The following is a 13,795-nucleotide window of genomic DNA, read 5'->3' as shown; positions in this document are numbered from 1 at the left end:
ATTATGAGTCAGAATGTGTATCAGTTTATCGACTTAAATCGTATTGAGCCGACCAAAAAACCATTAGCTATTCGCAAAATTGAGTTTATTGAAATATATGAGGCTTTTTCACCGCAACAAGCTTCTGCGCAAGCTGATCGCTGTTTAGGCTGTGGTAATCCATATTGTGAATGGAAATGCCCTGTTCATAATTACATCCCCAACTGGTTAAAGCTTGCAAATGAAGGGCGCATTATTGAAGCTGCTGAGCTTTCCCATCAAACAAACAGTTTGCCTGAAATTTGTGGTCGTGTTTGCCCCCAAGATAGGCTTTGTGAAGGAGCCTGTACACTCAATGATGATTTTGGTGCCGTGACGATTGGTAATATTGAACGTTACATCAATGACACCGCTTTAGCACAAGGATGGCGCCCCGACCTTTCTCACATCACAATGACAGATAAGAAAGTTGCAATTATCGGTGCAGGCCCTGCGGGTCTTGCCTGTGCAGATGTCCTTATTCGACAAGGTGTGAAACCTGTTGTTTATGATAAGCACCCTGAAATTGGTGGCTTACTTACATTTGGTATCCCTTCGTTTAAGCTCGAAAAATCGCTGATGATCCGACGTCGTGAGCTATTTAGTGAAATGGGGATTGAATTTTGTCTTAATACTGAAGTTGGTAAAGATATCACTCTAGATACCCTTATTACACAATATGACGCTGTTTTTCTTGGATTAGGTACTTATCACAGTCTAAGTGGTCATTTTTCCAATGAAAAGGCAGAGGGTGTTTATAGCGCACTGCCTTATTTAATTGGTAATACTCGTTATTTAATGGGATATAACGAAGATCCTCAAACACCTTATATTGACCTTAAAGATAAAAATGTTGTGGTATTAGGTGGAGGTGATACGGCAATGGATTGTGTTCGCACAGCCATTCGACAAGGAGCAAATAAAGTTACCTGTGTCTATCGCCGTGATGAAAGCAATATGCCGGGTTCTAAACGCGAAGTGAAAAATGCCAAAGAAGAAGGCGGTGAATTTTTATTTAACCTCCAACCTATGGATATTGAAGTCGATAATCAAAATAAAGTGGTTGGTATCCGTGTTATAAAAACTAAAAATGATAGAACATTAATTCCTATTGAAGGCAGTGAACATGAATTACCTGCCGATGCTGTTATTCTCGCATTTGGCTTTAAACCTGCACATTATCCATGGTTAGATGAAAATAATATTGAATATACATCTTCAGGACGAATTATTATTTCAAACAACCAAGAAATACCTAATCAAACAACAAATCCTAAAGTATTTGCTGGGGGAGATATTGTCCGAGGATCTGATCTTGTAGTAACAGCAATAGCCGAAGGAAGAGAGGCAGCAGAAGGCATTTTGCAGTATTTATCCTGTTAAATATCATTTATTTTTGATATTTAAAATAACAATTTCTCTTGCTAATTATCCCATTTAATTTAAGTGGGATAATTTTATTAATGTTTTATTACTATAAATAAATAATATTTAAGGATCATAAAAGTATCCCATAAATAATCATTCTCATTACCATTTAATATAAATTATTGAATAATATTTTGATAAAAATAGATATTCTTTTTTGTATCAAAATAACACTCTTAACCTATAGTAAATATAATTTGTTTTCGTATTTTTTACTTTATCTCTTTTTATTTAACTTTTCCGTCATCTTTTAATGATAATTGTTTTACAGCATTTGTTAATAACATCACAGTCTAAAAAAATAGATTTTATTTCGGCTATTAAATTTGATAACAATCAAATATTGTCAACCTACCAACTTCATAATGGAGTCACCTAATAACTTTACAGAAAAATATAATTTATTGATGTTAGGTTCGTTTTCACAATTAATAGTATTGTCATAATTAACTAGGGGATCACTATGGTGATGCAACTGATAGCAGTAGCCGTTATTATTGTAACTGTCTATTTGCTAATAAAAAAATATGAAACCCGAATGGTGCTAATTGGTGCGGGCTTATTACTCTGTATTTTAAGCCTAACCCCATTAGATGCGTTTACCGCATTTAGTGAGCGCATGGTGTCTTCATCATTAATTCAAGCAATCTGTGCGAGTATGGGTTTTGCTTATGTTATGAAATACACCAAATGTGATATGCATCTGGTGCATGTATTATCAAAAGTAATGACTCGTCTTGGCTTCTTCCTTATCCCAGCAACAGTTATTGTCACTTATTTCATTAATATCGCGATCCCATCAGCTGCAGGTTGTGCTGCTGCGGTAGGGGCGACATTAATCCCATTATTAATCGCAGCCCGTATTCACCCAGCTATCGCTGGTGGTGCCGTGTTATGTGGTACTATCGGTTCAATGTTAAGCCCAGGTATGTCGCATAATGCCTTCGTTGCTAACATGGCTAATATGGAAGTGGTTGACTTAATTGCTCGCCATAGCCCATACAGCTTAATGGCTGGTGGTATTGCTGCAGTTTCACTTGCTGTTGTCGCTTTAGTGAAAAAAGAGTTCAAAATGGCTTCTGTTACTGGTGATGCATCTTCTTCATCAGCACAGGCAACGCCAGAAGCTATTCGCCCGAACTATTTATACGCAACGGCACCTTTCATTCCATTAATCCTGTTGATCCTGCCATTCTTTGAGACTTTCAGTACATTTAAACTGTCAGTACCAGCAGCAATGTTAATTGGTTCTATCTATGCTCTGTTCATCACATTAACTAACCCTGCTCAAATTACCAAAGAGTTCTTTAAAGGTATGGGTAATGCTTATGGTGATGTATTAGGTATCATCATTGCAGCGGCCGTATTCGCAGCAGGTCTGAAAGCATCTGGTTTAATCGACGCGTTCATCAACTTCTTAACTCACTCTCCTGAATTTGCTCGTTGGGGTGGTACTTTAGGGCCATTCTTAATGGGTATTATCACAGGTTCTGGTGACGCAGCAGCATTCGCATTCAACGAAACAGTGACACCTCATGCTGCACAATTTGGTTATGAAATCCCAGACATGGGTATGGCAGCGGCTTTATCTGGCGCATTAGGCCGTACAATGTCACCACTGGCAGGTGCAGCGATTGTTTGTGCTGGCCTTGCAAATGTTAACCCTATGGAAATCGCAAAACGTACTGCACCAGGTATGATTATCGGCGTCATCGCTGTTGCGTTATTCATGTTATAAGTGGAGAAATGAATATGTCAGCAATTACACTAGAAAAATTAATAAAATGGCGTCGTGAGTTTCACCAATACCCAGAAATTGGTTGGTCAGAATTTTTAACCACAGCGAAAATTGTCAAAGAATTACGTAGCTTAGGTTTAGAAGTTAAAGTTGGCCCAGACGTTATCAATCAAGAGTTTGCTTTTGGCCGCCGTCGTCAAGTTGTTGAAAAAGGCCTAGCTGTTGCAAGAGAGCATAAAGTTGATGAAGCTCTACTTGATGAAATGAAAGAACTAACAGGTTGTGTGGCTATCTTTGATAGCGGAAAAGCAGGCCCAACTGTAGCTCTGCGTTTTGATATCGACTGTGTGGGTGTTAACGAAGCAACAGAAGCTAAACATCGTCCTCATGCCGAGAATTTTGCATCTTGCCACGCTGGCGAAATGCACGCCTGTGGTCACGATGGACACATTTCTATCGGTTTAGGTGTTGCTCACTGGTTAGTTGAAAATAAAGATAAAGTTGTTGGTAAAGTTAAAATCTTATTCCAACCAGCTGAAGAAGGTGTTCGTGGTGCTCGTGCAATGGCTGAGAGTGGTATCGCAGATGATGCCGATTACTTCTTAGGAGCGCACTTAGGCTTTATCGCAAACAGTGGTGAAATTGTTATTAACCCAACACATTTCTTATGTACTACTAAATATGACTTCCGTTTTAAAGGTGCGCCATCTCACGCAGGTGCAGAGCCAGAATTAGGTCGTAATGCATTAGCTGGCGCTTGCCACGCAGCAACACAAATGCTGGGTATTTCTCGCCATGGTAAAGGGATGTCACGTATCAACATCGGTGTATTAAAAGCCGGTGAAGGCCGTAATGTCACTCCAGCTAATGCTGAAATGCAAATTGAAGTTCGCGGTGAAAATGAAGAGATCAACAGTTTTATGGCTGCCAATGCAGTACGTATGGCTGAAGGTGCAGCGCATAGCTTCCAGTTAGAAATGGAAAGCGAAATTATGGGTGAAGCCGTTGACCTCACAAACGACCAAGAACTCATTGATGTCATGACCAAAGTCGTTGGTAAACATGCAGAGTTAACCGCCGTTGCTACTCGCCCATTTGGGGGAAGTGAAGATGCGACTGTATTAGCAAAACGTGTACAACGCTGTGGTGGTAAATCACTGTATTTCGTTGTTGGTGCCGATAGAACTGCAGGTCACCACCAAGCAGGCTTTGATTTCGATGAAAAACAATTAATGACCGCTGTTAATCTTTACACTGGCTGTTTAGAAGAGCTACTGAAATAGTTTTTCAGTAATACAATTCAATAAAGCGCTCTATAGCAATATAGAGTGCTTTTTTTGTACATAAAAAAGCCCAGTTCAAGTAAACTGGGCTTTTCATTAATACAAATAAGATACTCTCTTATTTCACAACACGTAATGACGGACGGCCTGTTGGACGAGGTGGCTCAGGATCATCATCTGGTGAAGATGTATCGGTTTCTACCGTACCATCAGTGACAAGCGATAAGCCTTCATTAACAGGCGTTAAAGTATTCTCTTCACTTTCATCTTCAGCAAACTGTAATGATGCACCAGATTCATAAGCTGGCTCTGGCTCAAACATCATTCCCGCACCGTTTTCTCTCGCATAAATAGCCATAACAGCAGCCATAGGCACTCGCACTTTACGAGGTATGCCACCAAAACTTGCACTAAATAAAACCTGATACGGTGTTAACTCTAAGCTATCTACAGCACGAGATGAAATATTTAGTACAATTTGACCGTCATGCGCATATTCCATTGGAACTTGAACACCATCAATATTCACATCAACAACTAAATGTGGTGTTAATTCGTTTTCAATGATCCAGTCATAATGCGCACGTAATAAATGCGGACGACGCGGAGACATATCCATAATCTCCATACTTTATTACCCTCTTGAAGGTAAGCGCATCTCACGCTCTGCTTCGGTTAATGAGGCGAGGAAAGAATCACGCTCAAAAACACGTTGCATATAAATTTGTACATCTTTAGCACCAGCACCACTTAAATCCACGCCTAATACTGGTAAACGCCATAGAAGCGGAGCTAAATAGCAATCTACCAAGCTGAATTCTTCACTCATAAAGTAAGGATATTCTTTAAACACAGGCGATACAGCCAGTAGCTCTTCAGCTAACTGTTTGCGAGCTGCATTGGCTTGTTGTTCTGTTCCTTTCTCAATGGTGTTCATTAGAGAATACCAATCATGCTCGATGCGATGCATCATTAAACGGCTGCTACCACGAGCAACTGGATAAACTGGCATTAAAGGAGGATGAGGGAAGCGCTCATCAAGGTATTCCATGATGATACGTGAATCATACAGAGTCAGCTCACGATCGACCAAAGTCGGCACACTTTGGTAAGGGTTCAGATCGATAAGATCCTGTGGAAGATTACCAGCTTCAACCTGTTCAATTTCAACACTGACACCTTTCTCCGCTAGGACAATTCTGACCTGATGGCTGAAAATATCAGTCGGACCGGAAAACAAAGTCATTACCGAACGTTTGTTGGCAGCGACAGCCATGAAAACCTCCAAGTTAATCAATTAAAGAAATGAATTGGCACAATACCTTTTCCATTTCCCCATTCCTAAAAGACAAGCACACAAACGCAGTTAACTTAAATAAGTCTCTAAGTTATTAACTACATTGGGTAACTACCTGTATAAAAAGTGTTATCGCGGGATAATCTTATTCTACAGGGTTAAAAACTCACCTGTCTTTGCGGCACATATCATTATCAAGTAATACCAAAATAATCATTCAACAATCATTATTGTGATAATAATTTTGGTATTGCTTTAAAATGAATAACAGACACTATTGTTGATACACCATCGGCAACATTGTGAAATTAGAGAAAGAAAGACACCGAAGTCCGTTATTCTATCAGAATTCATGTTACTTAGGGGGGCTCATGCAAATAATTCAATATAATATGCCGCATTACCTTAAAAGTAAGATTATAATATTAAAAAATAAAATTATTTAGATTAAACATCCAAAAAATGAGTTTTTTTAATTGTTTGGTTATCTTACATAACACCTGTTTTCGTGACTATCGTCTTAATACATTAGCAACATTATGTTTTTATTATCAATAAACACAAATTAATCAAAAATAAAAAACCCGCCTGTGAAGACGGGTTTTCAACATCAAATTGATATCTAAAAGATAACAAATTAACGTTTAGAGAACTGTGGACGACGACGTGCTTTACGCAGACCCACTTTCTTACGTTCAACAGAACGCGCATCACGGGTAACGAAACCAGCTTTACGCAGATCAGAACGTAGAGTCTCATCATATTCCATCAGTGCACGAGTGATACCGTGACGGATCGCGCCAGCTTGACCAGAGATACCACCACCTTTAACAGTGATGTATAAATCTAATTTACCCAGCATATCAACTAATTCCAGCGGTTGACGAACAACCATACGTGCTGTTTCGCGGCCGAAGTAAACTTCTAGGCTACGTTTGTTGATTACGATATTACCGCTACCTGGCTTAATGAAGACACGTGCGGAAGAACTTTTGCGGCGACCTGTGCCGTAGTATTGATTATCAGCCATTGCCTATTATCCCGATTAAATGTCCAGAACTTGCGGTTGTTGTGCCGCGTGGTTGTGCTCAGATCCTGCGTAAACTTTCAGTTTACGATACATCGCACGACCCAGTGGCCCTTTTGGCAGCATGCCTTTTACCGCGATTTCGATTACACGCTCAGGACTACGGGCGATCATCTCTTCGAAAGTCGCTTGTTTGATACCACCTACGTGACCCGTATGACGGTAGTAAACTTTGTCAGTACGTTTGTGACCAGTTACGGCTACTTTCTCAGCGTTTAAAACGATGATGTAGTCACCAGTATCAACGTGCGGAGTATATTCCGCTTTGTGCTTACCGCGTAAACGGCTAGCAATTTCAGTTGCTAAACGGCCTAAAGTTTTGCCGTCTGCATCAACAACATACCAGTCGCGTTTTACGGTTTCTGGTTTAGCTGTAAAAGTTTTCATTATTGAAAATTACCCAATGTTTAGTTACACGTTGGTGAACGCTCGGTTCAAATACTATTGAGGTTCACACGACTCTTGTGTCCAGCAAACCTACCCCTTCGAGTAGCACTGCTGACTCTAAAATGCGAGTTTTTTGGGAAATAAAAAACTTGCTGCAACGTGGGGTCGCAAGATTATAGAGAAGTCAGAAAAAAAAATCGAGTCATAATTGAAAAACAATTGAATTCTTTTTCAATATTTCAGTGAAAAAATCGAATTTAGCACTTTTTTCTGATTTGACTGATAAATTCTTGCTACCTGAAGAGAAGAATTGTTCCTTTCCAGAGCGTTTGTAAGCTGCCTAATGCTTTCTATTTTCATATAAAAAAACATCAAGCAACTTAACCTGCACCATCCTACCATAATGAAAGATGACTTTCTTCAAGAATTAAACATTAAGCAAGATGAGGTTGCACCAAATATTCTTCACTTTGCATCTCTTGCAAACGAGAAAGGCAACGCTGATATTCAAACTGTAAAAAATCACCTTGGTAAATCGCATTCATTTCAACATCGGCATTAATAATCAGTTTCACTCTACGTTCATAAAATTCATCAACTAATGCTAAAAACCGACGAGCAACATCTTCATTTAACGCGTTCATTTGCGTCATTTCATGTAATAGAACTGTATGATAATGCTTAGAAAGCTCGATGTAATCAAGCTGGCTACGCGCTTCCACACATAAGGTTGCAAAATTAACTGCCAGTACACCATTAGCGACTTTTCTGACTTTCATCGGCCGATGATTAATGGTTAAAGTCACATCGGTTTGTGGTTCACTGGTGACTAAGTGAGAGAAAATCCTCTCCATTTCTTGGCGGTTTTTATCACTTAATGGAGATAAGAAAAGATGTGCTTGTGTTAACGTTCTTAAACGATAATCAATACCTGCATCAACATTTAAAATGTCGCAATGATGTTTGATTTGTTCTATTGCAGGTAAAAAACGGGAACGCTGTAATCCGTTGCGATAAAGCTCGTCAGGAGGAATATTCGATGTTGCGACTAGAGTGATCCCTCTGGTAAATAACGCTTCTAATAACGTGCCTAAAATCATGGCATCCGTAATATCAGAAACAAAAAACTCATCAAAGCAAAGTACATCTGTTTGTGCTTTAAAGCCATCAGCAATAATTTCTAGTGGATCTTCTTGTCCTTGTAAGCTTTTTAGCTCTTCTTGAACACGTAACATAAAACGATGAAAGTGGAGTCGCAACTTTCGCTCTGTTGGTAAACTTTGATAAAACATATCCATAAGCCATGTTTTACCTCGTCCCACTCCGCCCCACATATATAAACCACGTTCTGGTGCAACAAGCTGTTTTTTTGTGCGAATTCGCCCGAATAATCGTTGTGTTAACGAATTTTTTTCTGGTGGAGTCTCTTTTAATAATGCATGGTATATCTGTTGAAGATGGAGAACAGTTTTTCGCTGAACATCGTCAGGTTGATAATCACCTTGCATCAATGCGGCTTCATAAAGTGATAACGGCGTACTAACAGTCATGAATGCCCTCTTATCCTTAATTTTCTGACATACTAGGTTGTGTCTGTCGAATGTCTCTATTATAAGCATTAAGAATTGTTTTAACATCAACGTAACACAGGAATTTCATATTAAGCTTAAGGATATTATTCCACCCATGCCTTTTAGCGGTTATGATGTTATAAGAATCCATCGTCCTCACTATTAGATGAAAAGGAGTTGCCATGGTTTGGGTTTATGCACTGATTGGATTAGTTGTAGGTCTTATTATCGGCGCACTCGCAATGCGTTACGGTAACAGCACCCTTCGCCAACAAGATGCTATAAAAGCAGAGTTAGATACAAAAAAAGAAGAACTGGATACTTATCGCAATGAGCTTGTCAGCCACTTTGCTAGAAGTGCTGAACTATTAGACAACATGGCGAGAGATTACCGTCAGCTTTACCAACATATGGCAAAAAGCTCTAATGAGCTCATGCCAGATATGCCAGCTCAAGATAATCCATTTAATTACCGATTAAGTGAATCTGAAGCAGCAAATGATCAATCCCCAATAAAAATGCCACCTCGCGATTATTCCGAAGGGGCATCTGGATTGTTCAGACCTACAGAGAAAAAAGACAATTAATACTAAAACGCCACATTTATTGTGGCGTTTTTCTTTCTATTAAATACCATAAAATGGCAATTATTTGCTATGGTTTTAAAGATAGCTTTTGTCTTGTAAATCCGTGTAAAAGAAAGCAAAGTGCATCATGTCTTAATGAACTTTCCTTTGTTAGTACAGGTCTTAATGACATCGTGCTCATTTTGAGCAATAAATTTTATTTTGATAACTGTATCAAGAGACTCTAATTCATGTTGACTAAAAAAAGAAAATTATTACTTAGTGCATTAGCAATGAGTGTCGGACTTTCACTCTCAACTATCCCAGCAACCAGTATGGCTGCATTACCTGCAGTTATGCCGTCGGGAGAACAACTCCCAAGCCTTGCACCTATGTTAGAAAAAGTGCTACCAGCCGTTGTCAGTGTGCATGTTTCAGGAACACGAGTACAAAGCCAACAAGTGCCTGAAGAGTTTAAATTTTTCTTTGGTCCTAACTTTCCATCACAACAACAAAGTATTCGCCCTTTTGAAGGCTTAGGTTCAGGCGTCATTATTGATGCACAAAAAGGCTATGTATTAACCAATAACCACGTTGTTGATGGTGCAGATAAAATTCAACTACAAATTAATGATGGTCGTGAATTTAGCGCCAAATTAATTGGTAGCGATCCACAAACAGATATCGCCTTACTGCAAATTGAAAAACCAACAAATTTAACAGCAATAAAAATGGCGGACTCAGACCAACTGCGCGTCGGTGACTTTGCTGTTGCTGTCGGTAATCCATTTGGTTTAGGTCAAACAGCAACATCCGGTATTATTTCCGCGTTAGGCCGTAGTGGCTTAAACCTTGAGGGTTTAGAGAACTTTATTCAAACAGATGCCTCTATCAACCGTGGTAACTCTGGTGGTGCATTAGTTAACTTAAATGGTGAGTTAATCGGAATTAACACCGCTATTTTAGCACCGGGAGGCGGCAATATCGGTATCGGCTTTGCAATCCCAAGTAATATGGCACGAGATCTTAGCCAACAACTGATCTCTCATGGCGAAGTTAAACGTGGCATCTTAGGTATTCGTGGCACAGAAATGAATTCTGATCTGGCTAAATCCTTTAATATTGATGCACAACGTGGTGCTTTTGTCAGCGAAGTTTTACCTGATTCATCCGCAGCAAAAGCAGGTATTAAACCGGGTGACGTTTTAATTTCTGTTGATGGAAAACGTATCAATAGCTTTGCAGAGTTACGAGCTAAGGTTGGAACAACACCTCCAGGTAAAGAAATTCTGATTGGCTTAATCCGCCAAGGTAAACCAATGGATGTCAAAGTGACATTAGAGAAACAATCAGCTGATGCAACACGCGCAGATAATTTCTCTCCTGCACTACAAGGCGCCACATTAAGTAACTACTTAAACAAACAAGTCAAAGCTGTTGCTGTGGATTCTGTAGAGAAAGGTTCAGCGGCGGCTGCATCTGGTTTACAGAAAGGCGACCTGATTATTGGTATCAATAATACGCCAATAGCATCATTAGGCGATTTACGTAAAGCCATTGATGCTAAACCCCCGGTTATTGCATTAAACATACAGCGTGGTAATGATGAAATTTACCTGCTGTTACGTAATACACCGCGCTAAGAAGTAAGCTTTCACCTATCTAATTTATTGATTTCCTTAGCCCTGTAATATTGATTATAGGGCTTTTTTTTTATGTTAATTTTTGATAAGAGTCATTAGCTTAAAATAGGATATTATGCACTGAGCGATGCTTTCATAAGTTAAACTATGCTATTCTCATCACTTCTACGCAAATAATCTCACGGTCAGACATAAATACAGGATTTTTATGTTAACTAAGTTACTGCGATCGACACTGATTGGCCTTTTAACAGCAGCAATTCTTTTGATTGCAGTCCCTTCGATTCGTCCTATTTTTATTGAACACCTTATTAATGGTGATTTTCTCAATGCGCCGTTTAGCTACAATACAGCGGTACGTCGTGCGGCCCCGGCAGTCGTCAATGTTTATAGCAGTACCATGGGAAGCTTTTCTCAAGAAGGTCGCGAACTGACCTCTTTAGGTGCGGGCGTTATTATGGATGGACGAGGTTATATTCTAACAAATCAACATGTTATTAATAATGCTGATCAGATTATTGTTGCATTACAAAATGGTGATCTTTATGAAGGCTTACTTGTTGGTTCCGATCCTTTAACTGATTTAGCCGTTTTAAAAATCGATGCAGAGAAACTTCCGACGATCCCCATTAATAGCAAACGGATCTCACATGTAGGGGATGTTGTTCTTGCTATTGGTAACCCATTTAATATTGGGCAAACCATTACTCAAGGGATAATTAGTGCAACAGGCCGAGTGGGATTAAGTCCAACACGTTACCAAAATTTTCTACAAACAGATGCCTCAATTAATGAAGGCAACTCAGGTGGAGCACTTATTAATACAGAGGGCGAACTTGTGGGTATTAATACCATGACGTTTGACTCAGGAACCTACAATGGGTATCGCCCAAGTGCTGAAGGCTTAGGCTTTGCTATTCCAACCGAATTGGCTGTAAAAATCATGAATAAACTTATTCGTGATGGTCGTGTTATTCGAGGTTTTATTGGTATCACAGCTAAAGAATTACCAAGAATTCGCTCTTCAAATACTGATATTAAGCAAATCCAAGGGCTACGTATTTTCCGGATCTCACCAAACAGTCCAGCAGATAAAGCTGGCATAAAAACAGGTGATATCATTCTTAGCATCAACCATGCGCCTGCAACTTCTGCCATGGAAATGATGGACTATATTGCAGAGACTCGCCCCGGCACAGTATTGCCCGTTACGTTATTACGTGAGGGTAATGAGTTAAATGTTGATGTGACTATTTCGGAATACCAACCAGAATCTTAACTCACACATAATCTCCCTATAACCCGCTAATAGGGAGATTTCATATAAAATGTCGCACTTTGTAAGCAACTTTCTTGAAAACTTTCTGTATTACGATAATCCTCTAACGTGCTGTGATTACAACCGCTATATTCGCCTTCTTTAGTACCATCATTTTGCCAGCCACAAACCGGACAGATCTCAAAAAAGGCCTCATCTTTGTCTTTAAAGACAAGATAATGACAAGCAACACAACTCACTTCGAGTGGAAGGTGACAACTGCGTTTCTCTATCAAAGTAATCTCCTATTACAACAACGAATAAAGCGAAATTTTATTCATTTTTATTCGGTTTACTCGCGAGTGAATTATGTTCAACAGCATGCCAAATTTTTTCAGCTTTCCGTCCAATTAAAATCAATGAAATCGCTAAAATAAAGAAGAAAATCGCACTGTGTAAACTATCCCAGAAATATTCAAAAAAACGAGTGTAAAGATTAATACCTAAGAATGTCAGGCCAAAGCCTCTTAACATGCCATCATCGGTTTTAAGACTGATATAGATACAAATAACGGAAACAACACCAAATAACAGTGCCCAAGGTAACAAATTCACACTTGAAGTACGATACCAAGTATCAGGATCATAATTACCAAAAATAGACATTATCCATAACGCAATAAAGAGATAAGTAAGTCCCATTATTTTTGTCATGGTAAATAAACGACGGTGTGCCAACACATTTTGTAAGAAATAACAGCCCGCTAATAATACTGCACCAAAGAGAACGAAACGAATAGGATAGTTCATCCCTAACCAATAAGCGCCCCAACCTGACATATAACCCGTTTCAGCGCCAAACCAATTCCCTAACATCAGTAAGAAAAATAACCACACCAACGAGGAACGACTGATAAAACCAATCACACCATAAATCACACAACCAATTAAAAAGAGAGGGGCAATATGACCACTTCCCGTATCCAGCAATTCTCCCAGTTGCCAAAGAAAAATAGCGGTAAACATCACACCTAAAAACAGAATAAATTCAGTACTGTAATGCCATTGTGTTTCTTTTCGCTGACGTTTAAATCCCCAAAAATAAAGTATGCAGGCAATAAGTGCCGGAGATATCACACGCATAATTTCAGAAACACTAAAAATTTCAATTAGATAATAAACTAATGCACTATCACTAAAGATACTGCCAACAGCAATAATCAAGCACGCAATCGCTATCCAAAACGCGTAACGACTCAACCGTTTCCAATCAAAGGGGATGCATTGCAACGTACTTCCTAATTGCTGATGTTCTTGTTCTGAAATATCACCAGATTGCTGCCATTTATCAAGTGCTTGGCGAATAAGGCGTTCTTGTTTCCTTGTTACCTGCATATTTGTTCCTTTCTTTCAGCTCATCGCGTTTTTTCTAAAATAGGTTTATTTTTCTTACTGTATCTTGCCACGAAAGAAATGCCTTATGAATTATCTGATTATTATCATTAAAAAATAATAAACA

General features: G+C 39.1%; 13 protein-coding genes. 6 read left to right on the top strand and 7 right to left on the bottom strand.

The annotated features are described in order from the left end of the window. Nucleotides 1–3 precede the first annotated feature (3 nt). The 3 genes from DK866_RS13205 to DK866_RS13195 all read left to right on the top strand — a co-directional run bounded on the left by DK866_RS13205 (nucleotide 4) and on the right by DK866_RS13195 (nucleotide 4,467). Nucleotides 4–1,401: an FAD-dependent oxidoreductase gene (locus DK866_RS13205; RefSeq protein ID WP_109409276.1), complete on the top strand. Its 1,398-nt coding sequence runs from the start codon at nucleotides 4–6 to the stop codon at nucleotides 1,399–1,401. Between the two features lie 508 nt (nucleotides 1,402–1,909). After that, entirely contained in the window at nucleotides 1,910–3,184 is a 1,275-nt protein-coding gene (gene dcuC, locus DK866_RS13200) for a C4-dicarboxylate transporter DcuC (protein WP_109409275.1), read from the top strand. Nucleotides 3,185–3,198: 14 nt separating this feature from the next. Continuing rightward, nucleotides 3,199–4,467 carry an amidohydrolase gene (locus DK866_RS13195; RefSeq protein ID WP_072069755.1) on the top strand — a complete coding sequence of 423 codons (1,269 nt, stop codon included), beginning with the start codon at nucleotides 3,199–3,201 and terminating at the stop codon, nucleotides 4,465–4,467. Between the two features lie 118 nt (nucleotides 4,468–4,585). On the opposite strand, the gene sspB is transcribed toward DK866_RS13195, so the two are convergent. The 5 genes from sspB to zapE all read right to left on the bottom strand — a co-directional run bounded on the left by sspB (nucleotide 4,586) and on the right by zapE (nucleotide 8,788). Next, nucleotides 4,586–5,095 (bottom strand): ClpXP protease specificity-enhancing factor, encoded by a 510-nt coding sequence (gene sspB, locus DK866_RS13190; protein ID WP_109409274.1) that lies wholly within the window; start codon nucleotides 5,093–5,095, stop codon nucleotides 4,586–4,588. A gap of 6 nt (nucleotides 5,096–5,101) precedes the next feature. Then, nucleotides 5,102–5,743, bottom strand: a complete 642-nt coding sequence (gene sspA / locus DK866_RS13185; protein ID WP_023582862.1) for a stringent starvation protein SspA — start codon at nucleotides 5,741–5,743, stop codon at nucleotides 5,102–5,104. A gap of 658 nt (nucleotides 5,744–6,401) precedes the next feature. Continuing rightward, entirely contained in the window at nucleotides 6,402–6,794 is a 393-nt protein-coding gene (rpsI, locus tag DK866_RS13180) for a 30S ribosomal protein S9 (protein ID WP_004245284.1), read from the bottom strand. 15 nt (nucleotides 6,795–6,809) lie between these two features. After that, nucleotides 6,810–7,238, bottom strand: coding sequence for a 50S ribosomal protein L13 (gene rplM / locus DK866_RS13175; protein WP_006535327.1), 429 nt, complete (start codon nucleotides 7,236–7,238; stop codon nucleotides 6,810–6,812). 434 nt (nucleotides 7,239–7,672) lie between these two features. Then, nucleotides 7,673–8,788 carry a cell division protein ZapE gene (zapE, locus tag DK866_RS13170; protein ID WP_109409273.1) on the bottom strand — a complete coding sequence of 372 codons (1,116 nt, stop codon included), beginning with the start codon at nucleotides 8,786–8,788 and terminating at the stop codon, nucleotides 7,673–7,675. A 203-nt stretch (nucleotides 8,789–8,991) separates the two neighbouring features. Here zapE and zapG point away from each other — a divergent pair, with 203 nt between their 5' ends. The 3 genes from zapG to degS all read left to right on the top strand — a co-directional run bounded on the left by zapG (nucleotide 8,992) and on the right by degS (nucleotide 12,297). Continuing rightward, nucleotides 8,992–9,396, top strand: a complete 405-nt coding sequence (gene zapG / locus DK866_RS13165) for a Z-ring associated protein ZapG (protein WP_109409272.1) — start codon at nucleotides 8,992–8,994, stop codon at nucleotides 9,394–9,396. A 230-nt stretch (nucleotides 9,397–9,626) separates the two neighbouring features. Beyond that, nucleotides 9,627–11,018 (top strand): serine endoprotease DegQ, encoded by a 1,392-nt coding sequence (degQ, locus tag DK866_RS13160; protein WP_109409271.1) that lies wholly within the window; start codon nucleotides 9,627–9,629, stop codon nucleotides 11,016–11,018. A gap of 208 nt (nucleotides 11,019–11,226) precedes the next feature. After that, the gene (gene degS, locus DK866_RS13155; RefSeq protein ID WP_109409270.1) at nucleotides 11,227–12,297 is read left to right on the top strand and encodes an outer membrane-stress sensor serine endopeptidase DegS; all 1,071 of its coding nucleotides are present in this window, start codon (nucleotides 11,227–11,229) and stop codon (nucleotides 12,295–12,297) included. Nucleotides 12,298–12,323: 26 nt separating this feature from the next. On the opposite strand, the gene DK866_RS13150 is transcribed toward degS, so the two are convergent. Together DK866_RS13150 and DK866_RS13145 are read right to left on the bottom strand one after the other, a co-directional pair. Beyond that, nucleotides 12,324–12,572, bottom strand: a complete 249-nt coding sequence (locus tag DK866_RS13150) for a CPCC family cysteine-rich protein (RefSeq protein WP_109409269.1) — start codon at nucleotides 12,570–12,572, stop codon at nucleotides 12,324–12,326. A gap of 37 nt (nucleotides 12,573–12,609) precedes the next feature. Further along, nucleotides 12,610–13,671 carry a DUF2157 domain-containing protein gene (locus tag DK866_RS13145; RefSeq protein ID WP_109409268.1) on the bottom strand — a complete coding sequence of 354 codons (1,062 nt, stop codon included), beginning with the start codon at nucleotides 13,669–13,671 and terminating at the stop codon, nucleotides 12,610–12,612. Between the last annotated feature and the right edge of the window lie 124 nt (nucleotides 13,672–13,795).

This window comes from Proteus genomosp. 4 str. ATCC 51469 (genome assembly GCF_003144375.1).
Lineage (GTDB): Bacteria > Pseudomonadota > Gammaproteobacteria > Enterobacterales > Enterobacteriaceae > Proteus.
This window is presented reverse-complemented; position numbering and strand designations above follow the sequence as displayed.

Bases quoted from the DNA above. Each gene is read 5' to 3' on its own strand.
- DK866_RS13205 (WP_109409276.1), top strand. From the start codon at position 4: ATGAGTCAGAATGTGTATCAGTTTATCGACTTAAATCGTATTGAGCCG.
- dcuC (WP_109409275.1), top strand. From the start codon at position 1,910: ATGGTGATGCAACTGATAGCAGTAGCCGTTATTATTGTAACTGTCTAT.
- DK866_RS13195 (WP_072069755.1), top strand. From the start codon at position 3,199: ATGTCAGCAATTACACTAGAAAAATTAATAAAATGGCGTCGTGAGTTT.
- sspB (WP_109409274.1), bottom strand. From the start codon at position 5,095: ATGGAGATTATGGATATGTCTCCGCGTCGTCCGCATTTATTACGTGCG.
- sspA (WP_023582862.1), bottom strand. From the start codon at position 5,743: ATGGCTGTCGCTGCCAACAAACGTTCGGTAATGACTTTGTTTTCCGGT.
- rpsI (WP_004245284.1), bottom strand. From the start codon at position 6,794: ATGGCTGATAATCAATACTACGGCACAGGTCGCCGCAAAAGTTCTTCC.
- rplM (WP_006535327.1), bottom strand. From the start codon at position 7,238: ATGAAAACTTTTACAGCTAAACCAGAAACCGTAAAACGCGACTGGTAT.
- zapE (WP_109409273.1), bottom strand. From the start codon at position 8,788: ATGACTGTTAGTACGCCGTTATCACTTTATGAAGCCGCATTGATGCAA.
- zapG (WP_109409272.1), top strand. From the start codon at position 8,992: ATGGTTTGGGTTTATGCACTGATTGGATTAGTTGTAGGTCTTATTATC.
- degQ (WP_109409271.1), top strand. From the start codon at position 9,627: ATGTTGACTAAAAAAAGAAAATTATTACTTAGTGCATTAGCAATGAGT.
- degS (WP_109409270.1), top strand. From the start codon at position 11,227: ATGTTAACTAAGTTACTGCGATCGACACTGATTGGCCTTTTAACAGCA.
- DK866_RS13145 (WP_109409268.1), bottom strand. From the start codon at position 13,671: ATGCAGGTAACAAGGAAACAAGAACGCCTTATTCGCCAAGCACTTGAT.